General features: G+C 43.9%; 11 protein-coding genes and 2 pseudogenes. 5 read left to right on the top strand and 8 right to left on the bottom strand.

The features are described from left to right. Positions 1–114 precede the first annotated feature (114 nt). Positions 115–849: an NUDIX hydrolase gene (locus tag ACQKCP_RS10690; RefSeq protein ID WP_057761619.1), complete on the top strand. Its 735-nt coding sequence runs from the start codon at positions 115–117 to the stop codon at positions 847–849. A 153-nt stretch (positions 850–1002) separates the two neighbouring features. Here the strand turns inward: ACQKCP_RS10690 and ACQKCP_RS10685 are convergent, their stop codons facing one another. From ACQKCP_RS10685 to nhaA, 3 genes are all read right to left on the bottom strand, one after another. Continuing rightward, positions 1003–2391 carry an oxygenase MpaB family protein gene (locus ACQKCP_RS10685; RefSeq protein ID WP_427612301.1) on the bottom strand — a complete coding sequence of 463 codons (1389 nt, stop codon included), beginning with the start codon at positions 2389–2391 and terminating at the stop codon, positions 1003–1005. 77 nt (positions 2392–2468) lie between these two features. After that, on the bottom strand, positions 2469–3071 hold the full coding sequence (locus tag ACQKCP_RS10680; RefSeq protein WP_427612300.1) for a DUF2799 domain-containing protein: 603 nt from the start codon (positions 3069–3071) through the stop codon (positions 2469–2471). A gap of 200 nt (positions 3072–3271) precedes the next feature. Continuing rightward, positions 3272–4474, bottom strand: coding sequence for a Na+/H+ antiporter NhaA (nhaA, locus tag ACQKCP_RS10675; RefSeq protein WP_179799353.1), 1203 nt, complete (start codon positions 4472–4474; stop codon positions 3272–3274). A 464-nt stretch (positions 4475–4938) separates the two neighbouring features. Between nhaA and ACQKCP_RS10670 the strand changes: the two genes are divergently transcribed. After that, positions 4939–5694, top strand: coding sequence for a TSUP family transporter (locus ACQKCP_RS10670; protein ID WP_057761611.1), 756 nt, complete (start codon positions 4939–4941; stop codon positions 5692–5694). A 118-nt stretch (positions 5695–5812) separates the two neighbouring features. Here the strand turns inward: ACQKCP_RS10670 and ACQKCP_RS10665 are convergent, their stop codons facing one another. The 3 genes from ACQKCP_RS10665 to radC all read right to left on the bottom strand — a co-directional run bounded on the left by ACQKCP_RS10665 (position 5813) and on the right by radC (position 11676). Then, positions 5813–7189 (bottom strand): dicarboxylate/amino acid:cation symporter, encoded by a 1377-nt coding sequence (locus ACQKCP_RS10665; RefSeq protein ID WP_057761609.1) that lies wholly within the window; start codon positions 7187–7189, stop codon positions 5813–5815. 523 nt (positions 7190–7712) lie between these two features. Beyond that, positions 7713–10643: an acyl-CoA dehydrogenase gene (locus ACQKCP_RS10660; protein WP_427612299.1), complete on the bottom strand. Its 2931-nt coding sequence runs from the start codon at positions 10641–10643 to the stop codon at positions 7713–7715. A 349-nt stretch (positions 10644–10992) separates the two neighbouring features. Next, complete coding sequence (gene radC / locus ACQKCP_RS10655; protein ID WP_427612298.1) at positions 10993–11676, bottom strand: RadC family protein; 684 nt, start codon at positions 11674–11676, stop codon at positions 10993–10995. 128 nt (positions 11677–11804) lie between these two features. Between radC and coaBC the strand changes: the two are divergent. The 3 genes and pseudogenes from coaBC to ACQKCP_RS10640 form a co-directional block, all read left to right on the top strand. After that, positions 11805–12602: pseudogene (gene coaBC / locus ACQKCP_RS10650) on the top strand (bifunctional phosphopantothenoylcysteine decarboxylase/phosphopantothenate--cysteine ligase CoaBC); the annotation flags it as partial. Positions 12603–12800: 198 nt separating this feature from the next. Next, positions 12801–13217: pseudogene (locus tag ACQKCP_RS10645) on the top strand (phosphopantothenoylcysteine decarboxylase); the annotation flags it as partial. Positions 13218–13285: 68 nt separating this feature from the next. Beyond that, the gene (locus ACQKCP_RS10640; protein ID WP_427612297.1) at positions 13286–14068 is read left to right on the top strand and encodes a TSUP family transporter; all 783 of its coding nucleotides are present in this window, start codon (positions 13286–13288) and stop codon (positions 14066–14068) included. 32 nt (positions 14069–14100) lie between these two features. Here ACQKCP_RS10640 and ACQKCP_RS10635 read toward each other — a convergent pair whose 3' ends face one another. Further along, a complete protein-coding gene (locus ACQKCP_RS10635; RefSeq protein ID WP_427612296.1) occupies positions 14101–15015 on the bottom strand; it encodes a histone deacetylase family protein in 915 nt (304 codons plus the stop codon). Positions 15016–15159: 144 nt separating this feature from the next. Beyond that, entirely contained in the window at positions 15160–16002 is an 843-nt protein-coding gene (locus tag ACQKCP_RS10630) for a hypothetical protein (protein ID WP_427612295.1), read from the bottom strand. Positions 16003–16031: the final 29 nt, after the last annotated feature.

Genomic DNA, 16031 nt, shown 5'->3' with positions numbered 1-16031 from the left:
AAGCAATAATCGGACTAATAAGAAAGGCTGCCATACTAGCAACAGGTTATACTGGTATGCTGGCACAGGTATTTTCATGAGTAATATGAAGATGACCACTCATAGGATTTGATAATGACCATACCCGAAAATATTGATTTCTTTAACAAGTTTAGCGTCGCTGTCCCAAGTTTTATTCGTCATCCCACACTCAGAAAACTAGCCGAGCGAGTGCAGCACGAGACATTGAACGCGCTGACGAGTCCAGCGATGTACGAGAGTGGCAACACTTCACAAAGTACGCGTATTTTAGACAGCTTATATCAGACACCCATTGCTGATGCATCGATATTGGTCGCGATTACTCATGAGCGCAGACCTAAATTATTATTAACACGCCGCGCTGCCCATATGAACAGTCATGCGGGTGAGGTGTCTTGTGTGGGTGGTAAACATGATCGAGGCGATGGTAATAATGTGGTCACTGCATTGCGTGAAGCCTGTGAAGAAACAGCGCTACCGCCCAATAAAGTCCAGTTGCTTGGTCAGCTGCCTATCCAAACTTCAAAAAGTGGTATGAGCGTACGTCCAATCGTAGCACTCATCGCCCCAGGTCTGGTACTCGTACCTGAAGCGGGAGAGATATCACGTATCTTTTGGGCAGATTTAGAATCGTTAGTCACTCAACCAACGGTAGAATATGAAATTGAGTATAAAATGCAAGAGCAAATGGCTACCATACTAACGCCGAGCTGGCAGGTCGATGGTGAGACAGTGTGGGGGCTAACAGGACGGGTAATTGCTAACCTATTAGAAACAGGGTTTGATCGACAGCTCGAATGGTATTACCGCGTAGAAAACAAACGCTGATAAATGTCATCTACTTATAATATAGTCGATGCAATTTAAAAGTAGTACAAGGCAACTTAAAAGTAGTACAAGGCAACCGAGTGTAGATGTATATGTGATACTTCAAGCGAGGTTAACGCAGTAATGCTTTTATACTGGAATGACTATGGTCATCTACTTATAATAATCATCGTTCTTTTTAAGCCACCAGTTCATATTTTCTTGGCGCTTGGCACGGAATGCTTCTAGCTTATGGGCTACGGACGCATTATGCTGCCGTGCAGTATCGAGCGCAAAAAGAATCGGTACAGAAGATAGCACGCCAAAGCGTATCTTTGATTTTGGTAAGTCCAGACCATCGCCTATATCATCACCAACTAAGGTGCGGGTGACACTCGCGTTGACCATTTCAACAAAACGTCCACGGCGATTGTCTTCACCCATCAGCTGACGCGGTAAATCATGCAATGCTTTTGCCAATGGCTGACCCATCTTAAAGTCTAGCTGCTGTATCGATAGATAGGTATAGAGCCATTCCCAACACGCGGCCTCATCTTTTGGTAAACGATCTAAATCAACCCCCATCCAATAACTGGCAAGATTCCATAGATGCAAGATACCTTCGGCTTCTTCTGTACTAATACGTGCGCCCAGTAGTCGTAGACCGCGCATAATCAGTAAGGAGAACTGTAAATGGGTGGCAATCATATCGGTTTGATTGATAGGGATGCCCCAATAGTCAGTATTCCAACTACCGTCAGGGTTATGATGTTGCTCGGCATTTGGTATCACGCCTGTAGCCGCATTGCCTTTCCCTTTGAGTAAGTTTTGCCGTACCAAAGTATGTATCTGACGTACTTGGATCGATTGTCGCCAGCCCTCAGAGCCAATGGCTAACACTTGCTCGACAGGTTTATTTTGATTAACTGCACTCATATTAGATGAAGGGTGTTCAGACACAGCTAGGATATAAGCATAAGTACGCATCAGTCGCGGTAGCGCATCGTGCATCAGTGCACCCGTCTGAATGAGTGGTAGCGAGAGGGCAGGGATGCTATAGCCAGCCATCAGAGCAACATTACGCAGTAGCCAAATGAGCATCAATGGATAGCGCCGATAGGCAACTGCACCTATCTGAGCAAGCTTTGGGTCGAACCAGTTAGGATGGCTGCTAAATTGCTCAGTGAGCGCGCTAAATGATGGATTGTTTACAAGGTCCTTGCTTACAAGATAATTGTTCGCAGGATTATTTTTTGGGCTATCGCCAAGAATAGTATGCTGTAAAGGCTTTGCAAATTTTATGTTCTGAGCGGCTAACGCATCTGCGAGTGGATCGCCAATATCGTAACCTGCCACGATCTCATCAAGTAGAGCAGGCGAGATCGTAAAGTCTTTTGGCAATAGATAACGTTTAATGCGTTTCAAAACCTGCAAATCGCTATGGTCATCGATAGCAGTGGTACGTCCATGACGCTGATAAGCGTTCGATGATTGAGCATTCGATGATGGAAAGTCAGGTTTGTCAGTTGGAGTACTTGCCGTATTGATGATTTTCTTATCCATAGTTATCAAGTACCATTTTCAGAGTGAGGACATGCCTTAGAGCGTAAAACTTGCATTGCGATAGCTTTGCACCCTAGTTATTCGTAAAAACTACTGGATTGGTTCAGTGAATCTAATTGCTGCTGCGTCTTTTGGATACGGCGTTTGGTATCACGAATCTCATCAGATAGAGATAGCAGCCGTGCACGGGCTTCTTTTTCATTAGCAAAATCTAGCATTTCACCATTTTCTAGCTGGTCGAATTCTGATTGGTAAGTATCTAAGAGACGATTGTCTTTGTCTAATTGACTGTCTAAGGTGTAATAATCTAGCCCTTTTTGATTAGCTGCTTGCAATGTGTTGGCCATAGCAATTGGACAAACATTGTTCAACTGACGACCACGTCTGCCAATGTTATAGGCATTATTGATGGTGCAGTATTGTTGCAGACCAAGTTTACGACCGCGCTCCCATGCTTGGTAGTCAGGGGCGACGCTAGCTTTGGCACAGGCTTTTGTATGAGAGGCTAATCGATCTGAATGGTAACCTGCCACGCCATCGTTATAGCCGATAGCTTGCCAGTCACCGACGAGACATTCTTGCTTGGAGAGTGTTGCACAGCCTGCTAGCAGATAGATACTACCGAACACAGATAACCCTAATGCCAGTTGACGTACAACGCGGTGTATAGGTCGGTACATGATTAGCTCCGGTAGCTGTGATAACGATAATAACTATGAACACAAATAAATGATGCTAGCAATCAATCACGTTATATAGTCTTGTCATTGATTGCTAAATTATTTCTAAACATCACGATAACGCATATATAAATAAAATAGAGCAGCTTATAAATGGCATCAATATTAATCAGTACCACTATAAGCTACTCTACGTTTCATTAATGCGGGCGAGTCAAATCGACCGATGTACCGCTAGCATTGTCTTTTAAGCTCATTTTTAGCATGATGTAACCAGCAATACCAGAGACGATTGAACCCATAATAATACCCAAGCGCTCATCAAACATAGTGGTGTCGCCAGCGAACGCCAAGCCACCAATGAACAAACTCATGGTAAAACCAACACCACACAATAGAGCTGCGCCGTAGATTTGCTTATAGTCCATACCTTTTGGCATAGTTGAGATACCAAGTTTAAAGATTAACCAGCACATAATCATGACGCCTAATTGCTTACCGATAAACAAACCAGCAGCAATACCTAGCGGTACTGAGTGGAATAACTCAGCAAAACCTGCGCCTTCGAGAGAGATACCCGAGTTGGCAAAAGCAAAGATTGGCAAAATACCAAAGGCAACAGTATTGTGCAGATCATGCTCTAGCTCTTCAAGCGGAGAGTGCTCAGGATCAGTACGATCGAACATCGGGATAAATAGTGCTAATACCACCCCTGCCAATGTTGCATGGATACCAGACTTGAGTACAGCAATCCACATGATCAGACCGATGAGTAGATACGGCGTGATGTTGGTGACGTTACGGCGATTAAGAACATATAAGAACGGCAAACATAAACCAGCTACTGCCAATGACTCTAATGACAACTCACTGGTGTAAAACAAAGCGATAATCAGAATCGCGCCAATATCATCGAAGATAGCAATAGAGACCAAAAAGACCTTTAAAGAGTTGGGTACACGGTTACCTAAAAGACTCAAAATACCGAGTGCAAACGCAATATCTGTAGCCGCAGGAATGGCCCAACCTTTCCAAAACTCAGGCTCATTGTAGTTAAAAAGCAGATAGACAATCGCTGGCATAATCATACCGCCCAATGCGGCACCTGCTGGTAGTATTATCTGTTTGACATTGGACAGCTCACCGATGAGTACTTCACGCTTAAGCTCTAATCCAACCAAGAAAAAGAAAACCGCCATCAGACCATCGTTAATCCAGTGATGAGCGTCTTTGGCAATCGCAAACTCACCAATCTGAATGGCGACTGGTGCATGAATAAAACCTTCATACCAAACATTAAGAGGGGAGTTGGCAATGATCATTGCAGCAATGGCAGCCAATGCTAAGACGATACCGCCTGCTGCCTCAAATTCAAAAAATGCCTTAATCCTTCGTATTGCCATATCATCCTCATTCGCTAAATACAATTTACTAAATAACCTCAAATATCCATCAATGTCTGCGCTACCTATAATTTTGAGGTAGCAAATAGACAGAAACAGTTTCTCATACTCTTATCAATATAGACAACAAAATACGTTGAGCCAGTGCCAACGGTCTACTTTTTTATATTCACAATAGCAATATTATAAAGAGGATTTGACGAGCACAATAGTTGTAAGTCGTTACATCTTTTTAATAAGTCGCTATTCGGTTGAGTATATTCGGAATGTTACTAGACAAATTTAGCAGACTTTGTTACGTTTTTGGCTTTTTTTACGGTTTTATCTTTATAATGAGCAGCGCTGTGCGACGTGTCATTATTTCTTTTGCTAGCACTGGTAAGCTGTCAGCTTATCGGTAACGATATTTTAGCCTTATCTCAGAACTCCTTTTCTCTTCTTATCATATTTTGCAGGTCAGTGTCATGGACTTAACTTTCTCGTTAGAGATTATTTTAATGCTTACTGCGGTGGCCGCATTGGCAGGATTTATTGATGCTATCGCTGGCGGCGGCGGGTTGTTGACTATCCCTGCCATGCTACTGGCTAATATCCCACCAGTATTAACGCTCGGTACCAATAAACTGCAAGCGGCATCAGGCGCACTAGCGGCGTCTATTACTATGATTAGAAAAGGGGTCGTCAAACCGCAACGTATTAAAGTAGCTATTATCGCCGCTTTTATTGGTTCTGTTATTGGCACCATCGCTGTACAGATGTCACCACCTGACTTGCTTGAAAAGGTGATTCCATTTTTGATCGCCGCTATCGGTATCTATACATTATTTGCTCCTAGATTGGGTGAAGTAGAGGCGGCACCGCGCATCTCAGAGGGCAAATGGCAAAAAGTCGTGGCACCGTTGATTGGTTTTTACGATGGTTATATCGGTCCAGGTACTGGGATGTTTTTTGCGCTTGGCAATGTGGCATTACGTGGTCGTCAAATTATCGAAGCAACAGGTGCGGCAAAAGTATTGAATTTATCGACTAATATTGGCTCGTTAATCTTCTTTATTTTGGGTGGTAACGTATTGTGGAAAGTAGGGCTGGCGATGATGGTTGGACAAACCATCGGCGCCTATTTTGGCTCGCATATGGTGGTTAAAGGCGGTAGTAAATTGATTCGTCCAGTAATTGTATTGGTCTGTCTGGCGATGTTGACCAAGTACGTGTTTGGCTAATTAGTTGTTGATAGAACCGTATCAACCATTATTATTTACTGGTTATTGATCATAAAAAAACCTCAGCCAACTTGACTGAGGTTTTTTATTTTATGCACTTCTATCTAGCAGGAGTGGGTTAGCGGCGACGATCGACATCATCGTATTCACTACCCATGATGCCATCACTAAAGACTTCAGAGAACTCACGCTCATTGTCTTCATCGATATGACCATCAAATACGTCTTTTGCACCAGCGTTAGGATCATTGTAAATAGCCAGATCCATTTTGCCTTCTGATTTTGCCACGATAGTAGTAACAGCAGCATCACCACCGACGTTTACAGCAGTACGTAGCATATCAAGGATACGATCCACACCCAAGATTAGACCGATACCTTCGATTGGTAGACCTACTTGAGCAAATACCATAGACAGCATGATTAGACCAACACCAGGTACACCAGCCGTACCAACAGATGCTAGTACTGACATCAAGATGACGGTTAAGTATTCGGTCACGCCCAAATCAATGCCGTAAATGTTGGCAATAAATATGGTCGCAGTACCCTGCATGATAGCTGTACCATCCATATTGATAGTAGCACCAAAAGGAACAGTGAACGACGCAACTGAGTTGTTTACACCCATACGCTTGGTAACCGTACGCAAGGTAATAGGAATCGTCGCGTTCGAGCTTGAGGTACTAAAAGCAAAGATTTGTACTTCACGCATTTTTGCCAAGAACGTCTTGATAGACAAGCCTGAAGATACTTTAAGTACAATCATCATGGTAACAAAGAAGTGGAAGGCCAATGAACCGACCAATACCGCGACATAACCAAGTAGTGACCAAATCAAGTCTAAACCTAGCTCTGCCATTGCTTTGGTCAATAGCGCAAATACACCATATGGTGCAAGGTTCATGATGATCGTGACCATCTTTAAGATAACTTCGTTGATCAGCTCTAGGCTCTGCACTAAGCCTTTGGCAGGTTTACCTACCATCAAGATACTGACACCAATCAAAATAGCAAAGAAGATGATCGATAACATATCGCCATTTGCCATCGCGCTGATGGGGTTCGATGGGATAATGTTAGAGAATACATCAAGTAGAGGCGGCGCTGACGCTGCTTCAAACTCGGCTTCCGTTCCGATATTCATGCCTTTACCGATACCGAATAACGAGCCAAGACCAATTGCAGTCGCAATAGCGAGTGCAGTGGTTATCATATAAATAATGAACGTTTTGGTACCAATACGTCCAAGTAGGCGAATATCACCGATACCGCATACACCGCAAATCAGTGAGATAAGCACCAAAGGTACGACCAACATTTTTAGCGAGTTGACAAATAGTTTACCAACAATGGCAAGGAAGCCATTGGTGATGTAAGTATTAACAAAGCCACCTTCGCCGTTCAATCCTGAGTAGTTTAGAAATAGGCCCAGTCCAATACCGAGCACCATGGCAACAATGATCTTGCCCGTCAGTCCCAAATTCTTCCACATAATTCATATCCTTTGTGTGCATAACAGCTTTATAGTAAGTGTTCATTAGCCAACATGATTGTACTTATCAGCCTTACTACAAAGCTTGTTATGACTATTAAGTTCCCGTGATTGTCGCTCGATGTCACATTTTCGTGGACAATATAAAAGAATAGCTAAGGGCACTGCAAGATTTTTTTCTGATTTTATTCTAAATGTACATTCCTCGTTACAACTATGTGCCCATAATATAGTCAATATTTATTCTAAACGGTTTGTTTCCCATATGAAACAAAATATTCATGAAAGAGTTTTTAGGGTAAGCGAATATGTCAAACTATTGATATTGAACCATTGATTTCAAATTATCGAAATGCAAAGAAAAGAATAAGACTCATATGATTAATTAAGCTCAGGATTTCCAATAGACCAAAAAAAGCCAGACTATCGTTTATAGATAGTCTGGCTAATAAAAAGTGAAAGTTTTAATATAAATCTAATAATACTCAGTTTCTAATATCAATATTAAAAACAGCATAGACCATTAAACCTTATCATCTTCTTCGCGTGATGAAGGTGATTGGCGTTCTAAAGGTTTGATGTCATTATCACTTGCTTCAGTATTTATCTCGTCAGGTGGTGCAAGATGACGATTATGATTATTGCCCATACGCTCGTTAAGATGTGATTCAGCGTCACGATGGCGATGATCGAGTGCCTCTACTTCAGGTTCTGATTCTTCAAAATCTGTCTGCGAATTTACTTCTTTGACAGTATCTTGCTCACTCACCAACTCTATATTGCCATCACTTTCATAACCATGATTAGGATTGGCATCGCCAGTATGGTCGTCTGTATTTGCAGTACTGTCTAGATCGTTAATAGCTGGTTCGTTAGTGGCTAGCTCATCAACGGCAGCTGTATCGGTATCCACAGCGATACCGTTTTTATTTTGAGCTTGTCTTTTTAACTGTGCGTAATCAGTTAGTTGATGAACTGCATTTTCAAGCGCATGTGGATTGTCACGTTCTAGCGCTTCCGATAGATGCTCGTCAAACGTATCAGTCAATAATGAATCAAAACGTATGGCATTATATTGAATCAGCACTTCTGCTTCTTCTTCGGTAATGCCGCCATTTTGACTGGCGTGTACCACATGGTCTTCAAAGGTTAGACCTTCAAAGCTGTCTTGATGCTCTGCCTTTTTGAACTTCTGCCACAACGGTTCGATTTCGACCAACGTTTGATAAGCATGTTCCATACGCCCAGTTACATCGTCTGCATCAGTATTGTAATAAACCATAGTTTTCAGATAATCGCGGAATGGGTTGGCTGCAAAATCATCCATGAAAGTATCGCCCAACTGGCGTTTTAGCTCATCGCTTGCTGGGGTGAAGATACGTCCACTTGGGAAAGTCACAAAGCTAACCACATTGGCTGCCATACGATTCGGAAAATTAGCGAAGAATGACACAAAGGCTTCTTGAATCGTATACAAGCTGTTTTGTAGCGCAACTTCGGCATGGAGTCGCTCAGACTCTGACTTACTACCATGCTCATAGAACTGCAAAATAGCAGTCGCAATAAATAGATGACTATGAATATCTGCTAAACGACCAGAGAGCATCTCTTTACGTTTTAAATCCCCTGCTAGTAGTCCTAACGCCATATCAGCAGTCAAGGCAAAGCTCGCACTTAAACGGTTAATGTGTTTGTAATAGGGACGGGTAAAGCTATCGGCGAAACTCGGCGCCTTATCGCTACCACCGATGTAACCTGCGACAAAAGCTTTGGCGCCACGGTTAAACGTGTAACCTAAATGTTTGAAGAAAAGGGTATCAAATTTTTCAGTGGCAGCCGCTTTGTCTTCGCTTTGTAGTAACTGAAGCTCATCGAATAAATAAGGATGACAACGCATCGCACCTTGACCAAAAATCATGAGCGAGCGCGTTAGAATGTTGGCGCCTTCGACCGTGATAGAGACAGGAATCGCTTGATAAGGTGTCGCTAAGAAATTGCGTGGACCCATTTGCACAGCACGACCACCGACCACATCCATACCGTCGTTGACAACGCTACGCATGGTTTCAGTCGCATAGTATTTGGCCATGGCCGTCATGACTGATGGCGTGCCACCTTGGTTTAATCCACAAGTGACTAAGTGACGGAACGCTTCTAACATATAAGTGTTACTCGCCATACGGCTAGTAGCGTCCTGTACACCTTCAAACTTACCTACTGATATTTTGAACTGTTCGCGAACTTTGGCGAACGCACCGACAGATAGGTAAGTCATTTCACTGGCTGATGTCGATAGAGCTGGCAAAGAGATACCACGTCCAACGCCCAAGCATTCCATCAGCATGCGCCAGCCGCGACCAGCATTCTCGACACCGCCGATGATGTAATCCAATGGGATAAAGACGTCTTTGCCATCGACCGTACCATTCATAAATGGTGAGCCGATTGGATTATGACGTGGCCCTGTTACAACACCTTCGTGATTAGCTGGAACGAGGGCACAGGTAATGCCGTAATCGGTCTTTTGAGGATTGCCAAGTAGACCTTCAGGATCGTGCATTTTAAATGCTAGACCAACGACAGTGGCGACAGGTGCTAGGGTAATCCAACGCTTAGAGAAGTTCATGCGCAGGCCAAGCACTTGCTCGCCTTCGTGCATACCGTAACAGACCACACCTGTATCAGGAATAGCACCTGCATCAGAGCCAGCTTCAGGCCCAGTCAAACCAAAGCAAGGCACTTCATCACCTTTCGCAAGACCTGGCAACCAGCGCTGCTTTTGTTCGTCTGTACCATAGTGCATCAATAGCTCACCAGGGCCAAGCGAGTTGGGAACCATACAGGTCACAGCGGCAGTCGGCGAGCGCGAAGCGATTTTACTCATTACACGACTTTGCGCATAAGAGCTAAATTCTAAGCCGCTAAATTCTTTTGGAATGATTAAACCTAAGAAACCATTACTTTTAATAAATTGCCATGCCTCAGGTGATAGGTCTTTATCTTTATGCTGGATTTGCCATTCATCAAGCATTGCACATAAGGTTTCTACTTCATTATCGATGAAACTTTGCTCTTCTTTTGAAAGCTGCGGATAAGGATAATTGGCAAAGGTATCCCAGTTTGGCGCACCCATAAACAGCTCTTTTTCCCACCAACTAGTACCAGCATCAAGTGCTTCACGTTCCGTATCACTCATACTTGGCATCGCACCGCCCAGCGCCTTATAAACAGGCTTAGTGATTAACGATTGGCGAAGCGGTGCAACGAGTAAGACCAAGCATAGTAATGCCATTGGTATACCCAAAATGAGTGACCATGGGCTGATAATTGCGGTGACGATAACTGTAATCAGGGCGACGATGCTACCGGTGACCCGTGATAAGGACAACAAAAAGATGGCCAAGACCACGGCTAACTGAATGATGACTGCCAAAATAAACAAGCCAATTGCCATGACTATCTCCTTTAAAGCGCTGAATAAAAAATGCGAAAAGTACGTAAATGAAAGAGCTAACTATAATTATTTTTCGTCTTGCCACTTACTGTCTTATAAATATGTCGAATGATTCTTTAATTACTAAATCCTTGGTTCTATGTCTCTTAAGTACTAGTATTAACGGTCTAGTAAGTAATTGACGAATAAATGACAAGAATGGCTACTAATATGAAACAGTTGTCGATAACTATCAAGAGCCAAAATGCTACGCTCTGTCGATGATATGTATCAAACATAATTGTTTGCAGGTTAGTCATATGTCTAGTTGGAACACGTAGCTAGCTATTGTCGGAAACTAGCCAAAGAGCTAACCAAAAGGGGCAAGGCAGCTCTCGGCATAAGACAAAGTGTCGTTACGTCCGACGATGATGTGATCGACAAGCGAGATATCTAACAGGTCACAGGCTTTTTTTAGCTCATAGGTCAGTAAGTTATCAGCCGTCGATGGTTTGGCATCGGTATGAGGATGATTATGCGCGATGATAAGTTGGCTAGCAGCATGGCTTAGCGCATGTCGTAGTACGTGCTTGATACAGACGGAACATGATGAGATGCCACCAGTAAATAGTATCTCGAAGTTCAAAAGGTTGAGGGCATTATCCAGACAGAGTACCGCAAATACTTCACGATGCTCACCGCGCAACTGAGTGCTGATATAGTCTTTGACTGCTTGTGAGCGGCCAAGTGCTTGCCCAGTTTTGAGTTGGCTGTCCAGATAGCGCGTACCCATCTCAAGTGAGGCTAATATTTGGGCGTACTTTGCAGGGCCAATACCATGGCAGGCAAGAACCGTCTGTTGAGGGGCGGCTAATAGCTCGGCTAAGCTACCAAACTGATCAATCAAATGCCGCGCTAATTCAATCGCTGATTGAGACTGAGTACCGGTGCGCAAAAATATGGCCAGTATCTCGGCGTCAGACAAATGAGCTGCACCAAATTTTAAAAGTTTTTCGCGTGGCCTGTCATCCTCATGCCAGTCTTTGATCGCCATTGTCACTCCTTGAAAATGGGTGGATACTCGTTATCTGAGATAGATACGGAAAATCTTACCCAATTTATCTCATAATTGTTACTATAAGCGCAATTTTATCTTTTCACTTTTTTGTTGATGCCACGCTTATGTCCAATATTGTGCTTGCTATTACTGGCGGTATCGCCGCTTATAAATCTGCTATATTTGCCCGCTTGTTAGTTAAGGCAGGCTTTGATGTGCGCGTTATCATGACGACAGGCGCACAAGCATTTATCACACCGCTGACGCTACAAGCGTTGACTGGTAACGAAGTGCATGTCTCGTTGCTTGATGAGCAAGCAGAGGCAGGCATGGGGCATATTGAGCTGGCTAAGTGGGCCGACTTAATCGTGATTGCACCTGCTTCAGCCAATACGCTTGCGCGTCTGGCCATGGGTATGGCTGATGATCTATTGACCACAGTGTGTCTTGCCACTACTGCGCCCGTCATTATTGCTCCTGCCATGAATCAGCAGATGTGGGCGCATCCAGCAGTCAATCTAAACGTGCAAACATTGCGCGATATGAATTATCAAATTATCCAGCCAGCTAGTGGTGAGCAAGCGTGCGGTGATGTCGGAGCAGGGCGATTGCCTGAGCCTGAGCAATTATTAGATGAGGTATTGCTGTTCATAGCAATGAATACAACGCCGCAATTGCTGGCAGGCAAAAGAGTAGTCATTACCGCAGGTCCAACGGTAGAAGCGATTGACCCTGTGCGTTATTTGTCTAATCACTCTTCAGGAAAAATGGGCTTTGCATTGGCCCGTGCCTGTGTGGCTGCTGGTGCAGACGTTGTCTTAATCGCTGGTGGTAAAGTGGCATTGCCCACACCGCTCAATGTCACACGGATAGATGTGCTGTCTGCCGAAGATATGCTGATAGCGGCGCAGCAATGTGTGGAAGGTACGCATAGCGAGCTTCAATTTGTCCTTGAAGAAGAGCATGACCATTCTCATGATCATACGCACGATCACTCTCACAACCATTCCCACGAACATCATCATGGTGACTGTGGTTGCGGTGATGATGTAAGTGACCATAACCATAACGACAATCATGACTTGCTACAGTCTTATGATGACAACCAATTTGTAAAAGCAGATATCTTTATTGCCACTGCAGCCGTGGCAGATTATCGTACGGAAGAAGCCGCACCGCAAAAAATTAAAAAGACACAAGATGCCATGACGCTCAGTCTGGTTAAAAACCCTGATATTCTAGCGACGATTTCTCTGGCACATCCTGCGTTGTTTGTCGTTGGTTTTGCCGCAGAGACGCAAGATGTTGAACGTTATGCCCGTGGTAAGTTGGTCGCAAAAGATTTGGATATGATTGCTTGCAATGATGTCTCACGTGCAGATATTGGTTTTGCTAGTGATGACAATGCGATGCAGGTGTTTTTCTCTGAGCGCTATGAGCGTGACGCGGTAACACTTGAGAAGACCAGTAAAGATAAAATTGCTGAGCAACTAGCTAGCATCATCGGTCAAGCAATCGGTCAACGTAAAGATAGTTAGAGCTACAGGCTCAAAATGTGTAGATAGCATGTGGATATAGACGATGAGCCTCAAATGGTGTGACCGATATGATGAATATAGCTGGTAACGATAGCACTCAGATGCTAGTGCTGACGATCATTTTTGCGCTTGCCTCACTGCTGCATGGTATTAGCGGACTTGGCGCAACGCTAGTGACGACCACCGCGCTTGCTAGTATGTACCCATTGCAACACGCCATTGTGTTAGTGATTTTCCCTTCGCTAGTTGTCAATGTGATGACCTGGCTAGTAGGCGGTGAACGCACCATTTGGCAAAACTTTATCTACTACGGCAGACGCTATTGGTTGCTTGCGCTTACTAGCCTGCTAGGTAGTATTTTAGGTGCGAAACTCTTGCTATGGGTCGATAGCGCTTATATTCTTTTATTGTTGGCCGCGGTCATTGCTTTCTACGTTGTGAGTAGTTTACTCGGCAAACAAATCCGTCTACCAAACACCAAGCCTATGTTAATTGCCGTTGGCTTTGGTGCAGGCGTCATCGGCGGCTCGACCAATGCGATGTCGACCATCCTGATGATGTATTTACTGTCTGCCAGTGACGATAAAAACACCATCGCCAAAGTCGGCAACATGTGCTATTTCTTAGGAAAGATTGCTCAAATTATCGTGTTGCGTGAGCCTATCATGGCACTGAGCAGTAATGAGTGGCAGCTGATTACTTTTTTGAGTGTGCTGTCTATAGTGACTCTTTTGGTTGGAATCCGTTTACGTCGATATTTACCACAAGCACGTTTTCGTCAGCTTATTTTATTGATTTTAATCGTGCTTGGAATACGTGTCGGTTGGCAAGGTATTACCGCATTGTTATAGCTAAAGATATAAGCCTTTTTAGCGATATTTTATTAGACCAATGCTTCAAAAAATATCTGCTGTGCCAAACGAAAGGTATTACAATGCGCTTCGACCACATCTTCGATATCTTCTGAGTAGCCGCCACCCATCACGATAGCGACAGGGATATTGGCGGCTTTTGCTTGCTGCAGAACATATTCATCACGCGCCTTGCACCCTGCTTGTGTCAAACCAAGTTTGCCGAGCTTATCGGTAGCGAGCACGTCGACGGCAGACTGATAAAAAATCATATCGGGCGCAACCTCAGCGATTAAGCGTGGCAGCGTATCTTCTAATATCTGTAAATACTCAGCGTCGCCAGTATCATTGTCTAGCTCAATATCTAAGTCTGATACTTGCTTGCGAAACGGATAGTTCTTTGCACCATGCATGCTAAAAACAAAGACGCGTGGCTCATCTGCCATGATGCTGGCGTTGCCATTGCCTTGATGAACATCCAAATCGATCACTAAAATTTTCTTTGCCTGTCCACGATTTAATAGTAAGTTGCTAGCGATACAAACATCATTAAAAACACAAAACCCTTCTCCATGACCAGCAAAGGAGTGATGGGTGCCGCCTGCGACGTTCATCGCCACGCCATATTGCTGAGCATATAGCGCGCATTCATACGTTGCATGGGCAATATAACGACCGCGCTCCACCAACTGCGGCGTCATCTCAAATCCGATAGCACGAGCAGCCTTGCGCGGCAGTGTTTGGGTTTTAAGCTGATACCAGTATTCTGCGGTATGCGTGGTCAAAATCTCATCTTCGCTTAAGCGAGCAGGGGCAAAGAAGTTATCTTGGCTGATAGTGCCTTCTGCCAGTAAACGCTCAGGAATCATAATGTACTTCTGCATGGGGAAGCGGTGCTTTTCTGGCACGGAATAGCGAAAAACGTCAGAGTAGGCAATTTTTAGCATAAGATTTCTAGCTTAGTATTGATGGTTTTTGGATAGAAAAATAAAGGGACAAGTATCCGCTATCGTCGACTATAACTTGACCGAAAAACCAGTTTATCGAATGAACTGAGCTGTTGAACAAACTGAGTTATCGAACGGACTGAACTATTGAACAAACTGAGTCGGTAAAAAGAACGTGCGCGCGTCTGACTGTTGACGTAGCTCGACAAGTAACGTTTGCATGTCTTCAGCAGGGTCTTGATTATTAACCAAGTTGCCAAATAGTTCGTTGGCAACCGTGGTCATCGCGACCACGCTTTGCAGTAAATGCTCAATGATCTCATTATCTATACCAACTGCTTCGACATCGATAGCATTTTTGTAGCGTATCTCACCGTCGTTGACATCCATCTCCAGATTACCGACTAGCATGTCATAGTTGATTTGGGTGATAAGTAGCATTGCGGCGCTTTGATGAGTTTCTGGTATCAAAAATGGCAAGATGCCATAGATGGCCAGTAGTTTGTTTTTTTCTTGCACCCGAAACAGATAGCCACAGTTTATTTGCTTATGACGCATTCTCAAGGATAAATGATGCGATTTTTGGCTGTCGTTGGTTTTGGGTCGATAATGCGTGTAGTGCCACTGCTTGTCATTGAAGTATTGCTCTAAGCAGTCGACGATAGGCGTGTCACTCTGGTCTTCAGGTTCTGCATTTGCGCTATCGGTTGCGCTATCGGTTTTTAAGTTATCGGTTTTAAGTTGAGATGTATTTGCTTGTGCTTGTGCTTGTGCTTGAGGGTTATTCTGTTCGCTGCCCTGATTCGCCTCTAACTCATGAGAAATATCAGAAATATCAGCTGATATATTTTTTGTATTATTAACCTCGCTATCAGCAAGTGATGCAGGCCTTTGCTCGCTTGCAGCATCGACGACTGACTGCGATGCGGCAGCAGTCAGTAACCGTTTGATCTTTTGCCATAAGCTGAGTTTATTGCGTTGACTCATAATAGTATGCTGACAAGTAAGAGTTATAA

This window comes from Psychrobacter sp. NPDC078631, assembly GCF_050268165.1.
Taxonomy (GTDB): Bacteria; Pseudomonadota; Gammaproteobacteria; order Pseudomonadales; family Moraxellaceae; genus Psychrobacter.
The sequence above is the reverse complement of the archived record's forward strand: the minus strand, read 5'-3'. Positions and strand labels throughout refer to the sequence as shown.

Bases quoted from the DNA above. Each gene is read 5' to 3' on its own strand.
- ACQKCP_RS10690 (WP_057761619.1), top strand. From the start codon at position 115: ATGACCATACCCGAAAATATTGATTTCTTTAACAAGTTTAGCGTCGCT.
- ACQKCP_RS10685 (WP_427612301.1), bottom strand. From the start codon at position 2,391: ATGGATAAGAAAATCATCAATACGGCAAGTACTCCAACTGACAAACCT.
- ACQKCP_RS10680 (WP_427612300.1), bottom strand. From the start codon at position 3,071: ATGTACCGACCTATACACCGCGTTGTACGTCAACTGGCATTAGGGTTA.
- nhaA (WP_179799353.1), bottom strand. From the start codon at position 4,474: ATGGCAATACGAAGGATTAAGGCATTTTTTGAATTTGAGGCAGCAGGC.
- ACQKCP_RS10670 (WP_057761611.1), top strand. From the start codon at position 4,939: ATGGACTTAACTTTCTCGTTAGAGATTATTTTAATGCTTACTGCGGTG.
- ACQKCP_RS10665 (WP_057761609.1), bottom strand. From the start codon at position 7,189: ATGTGGAAGAATTTGGGACTGACGGGCAAGATCATTGTTGCCATGGTG.
- ACQKCP_RS10660 (WP_427612299.1), bottom strand. From the start codon at position 10,643: ATGGCAATTGGCTTGTTTATTTTGGCAGTCATCATTCAGTTAGCCGTG.
- radC (WP_427612298.1), bottom strand. From the start codon at position 11,676: ATGGCGATCAAAGACTGGCATGAGGATGACAGGCCACGCGAAAAACTT.
- ACQKCP_RS10640 (WP_427612297.1), top strand. From the start codon at position 13,286: ATGATGAATATAGCTGGTAACGATAGCACTCAGATGCTAGTGCTGACG.
- ACQKCP_RS10635 (WP_427612296.1), bottom strand. From the start codon at position 15,015: ATGCTAAAAATTGCCTACTCTGACGTTTTTCGCTATTCCGTGCCAGAA.
- ACQKCP_RS10630 (WP_427612295.1), bottom strand. From the start codon at position 16,002: ATGAGTCAACGCAATAAACTCAGCTTATGGCAAAAGATCAAACGGTTA.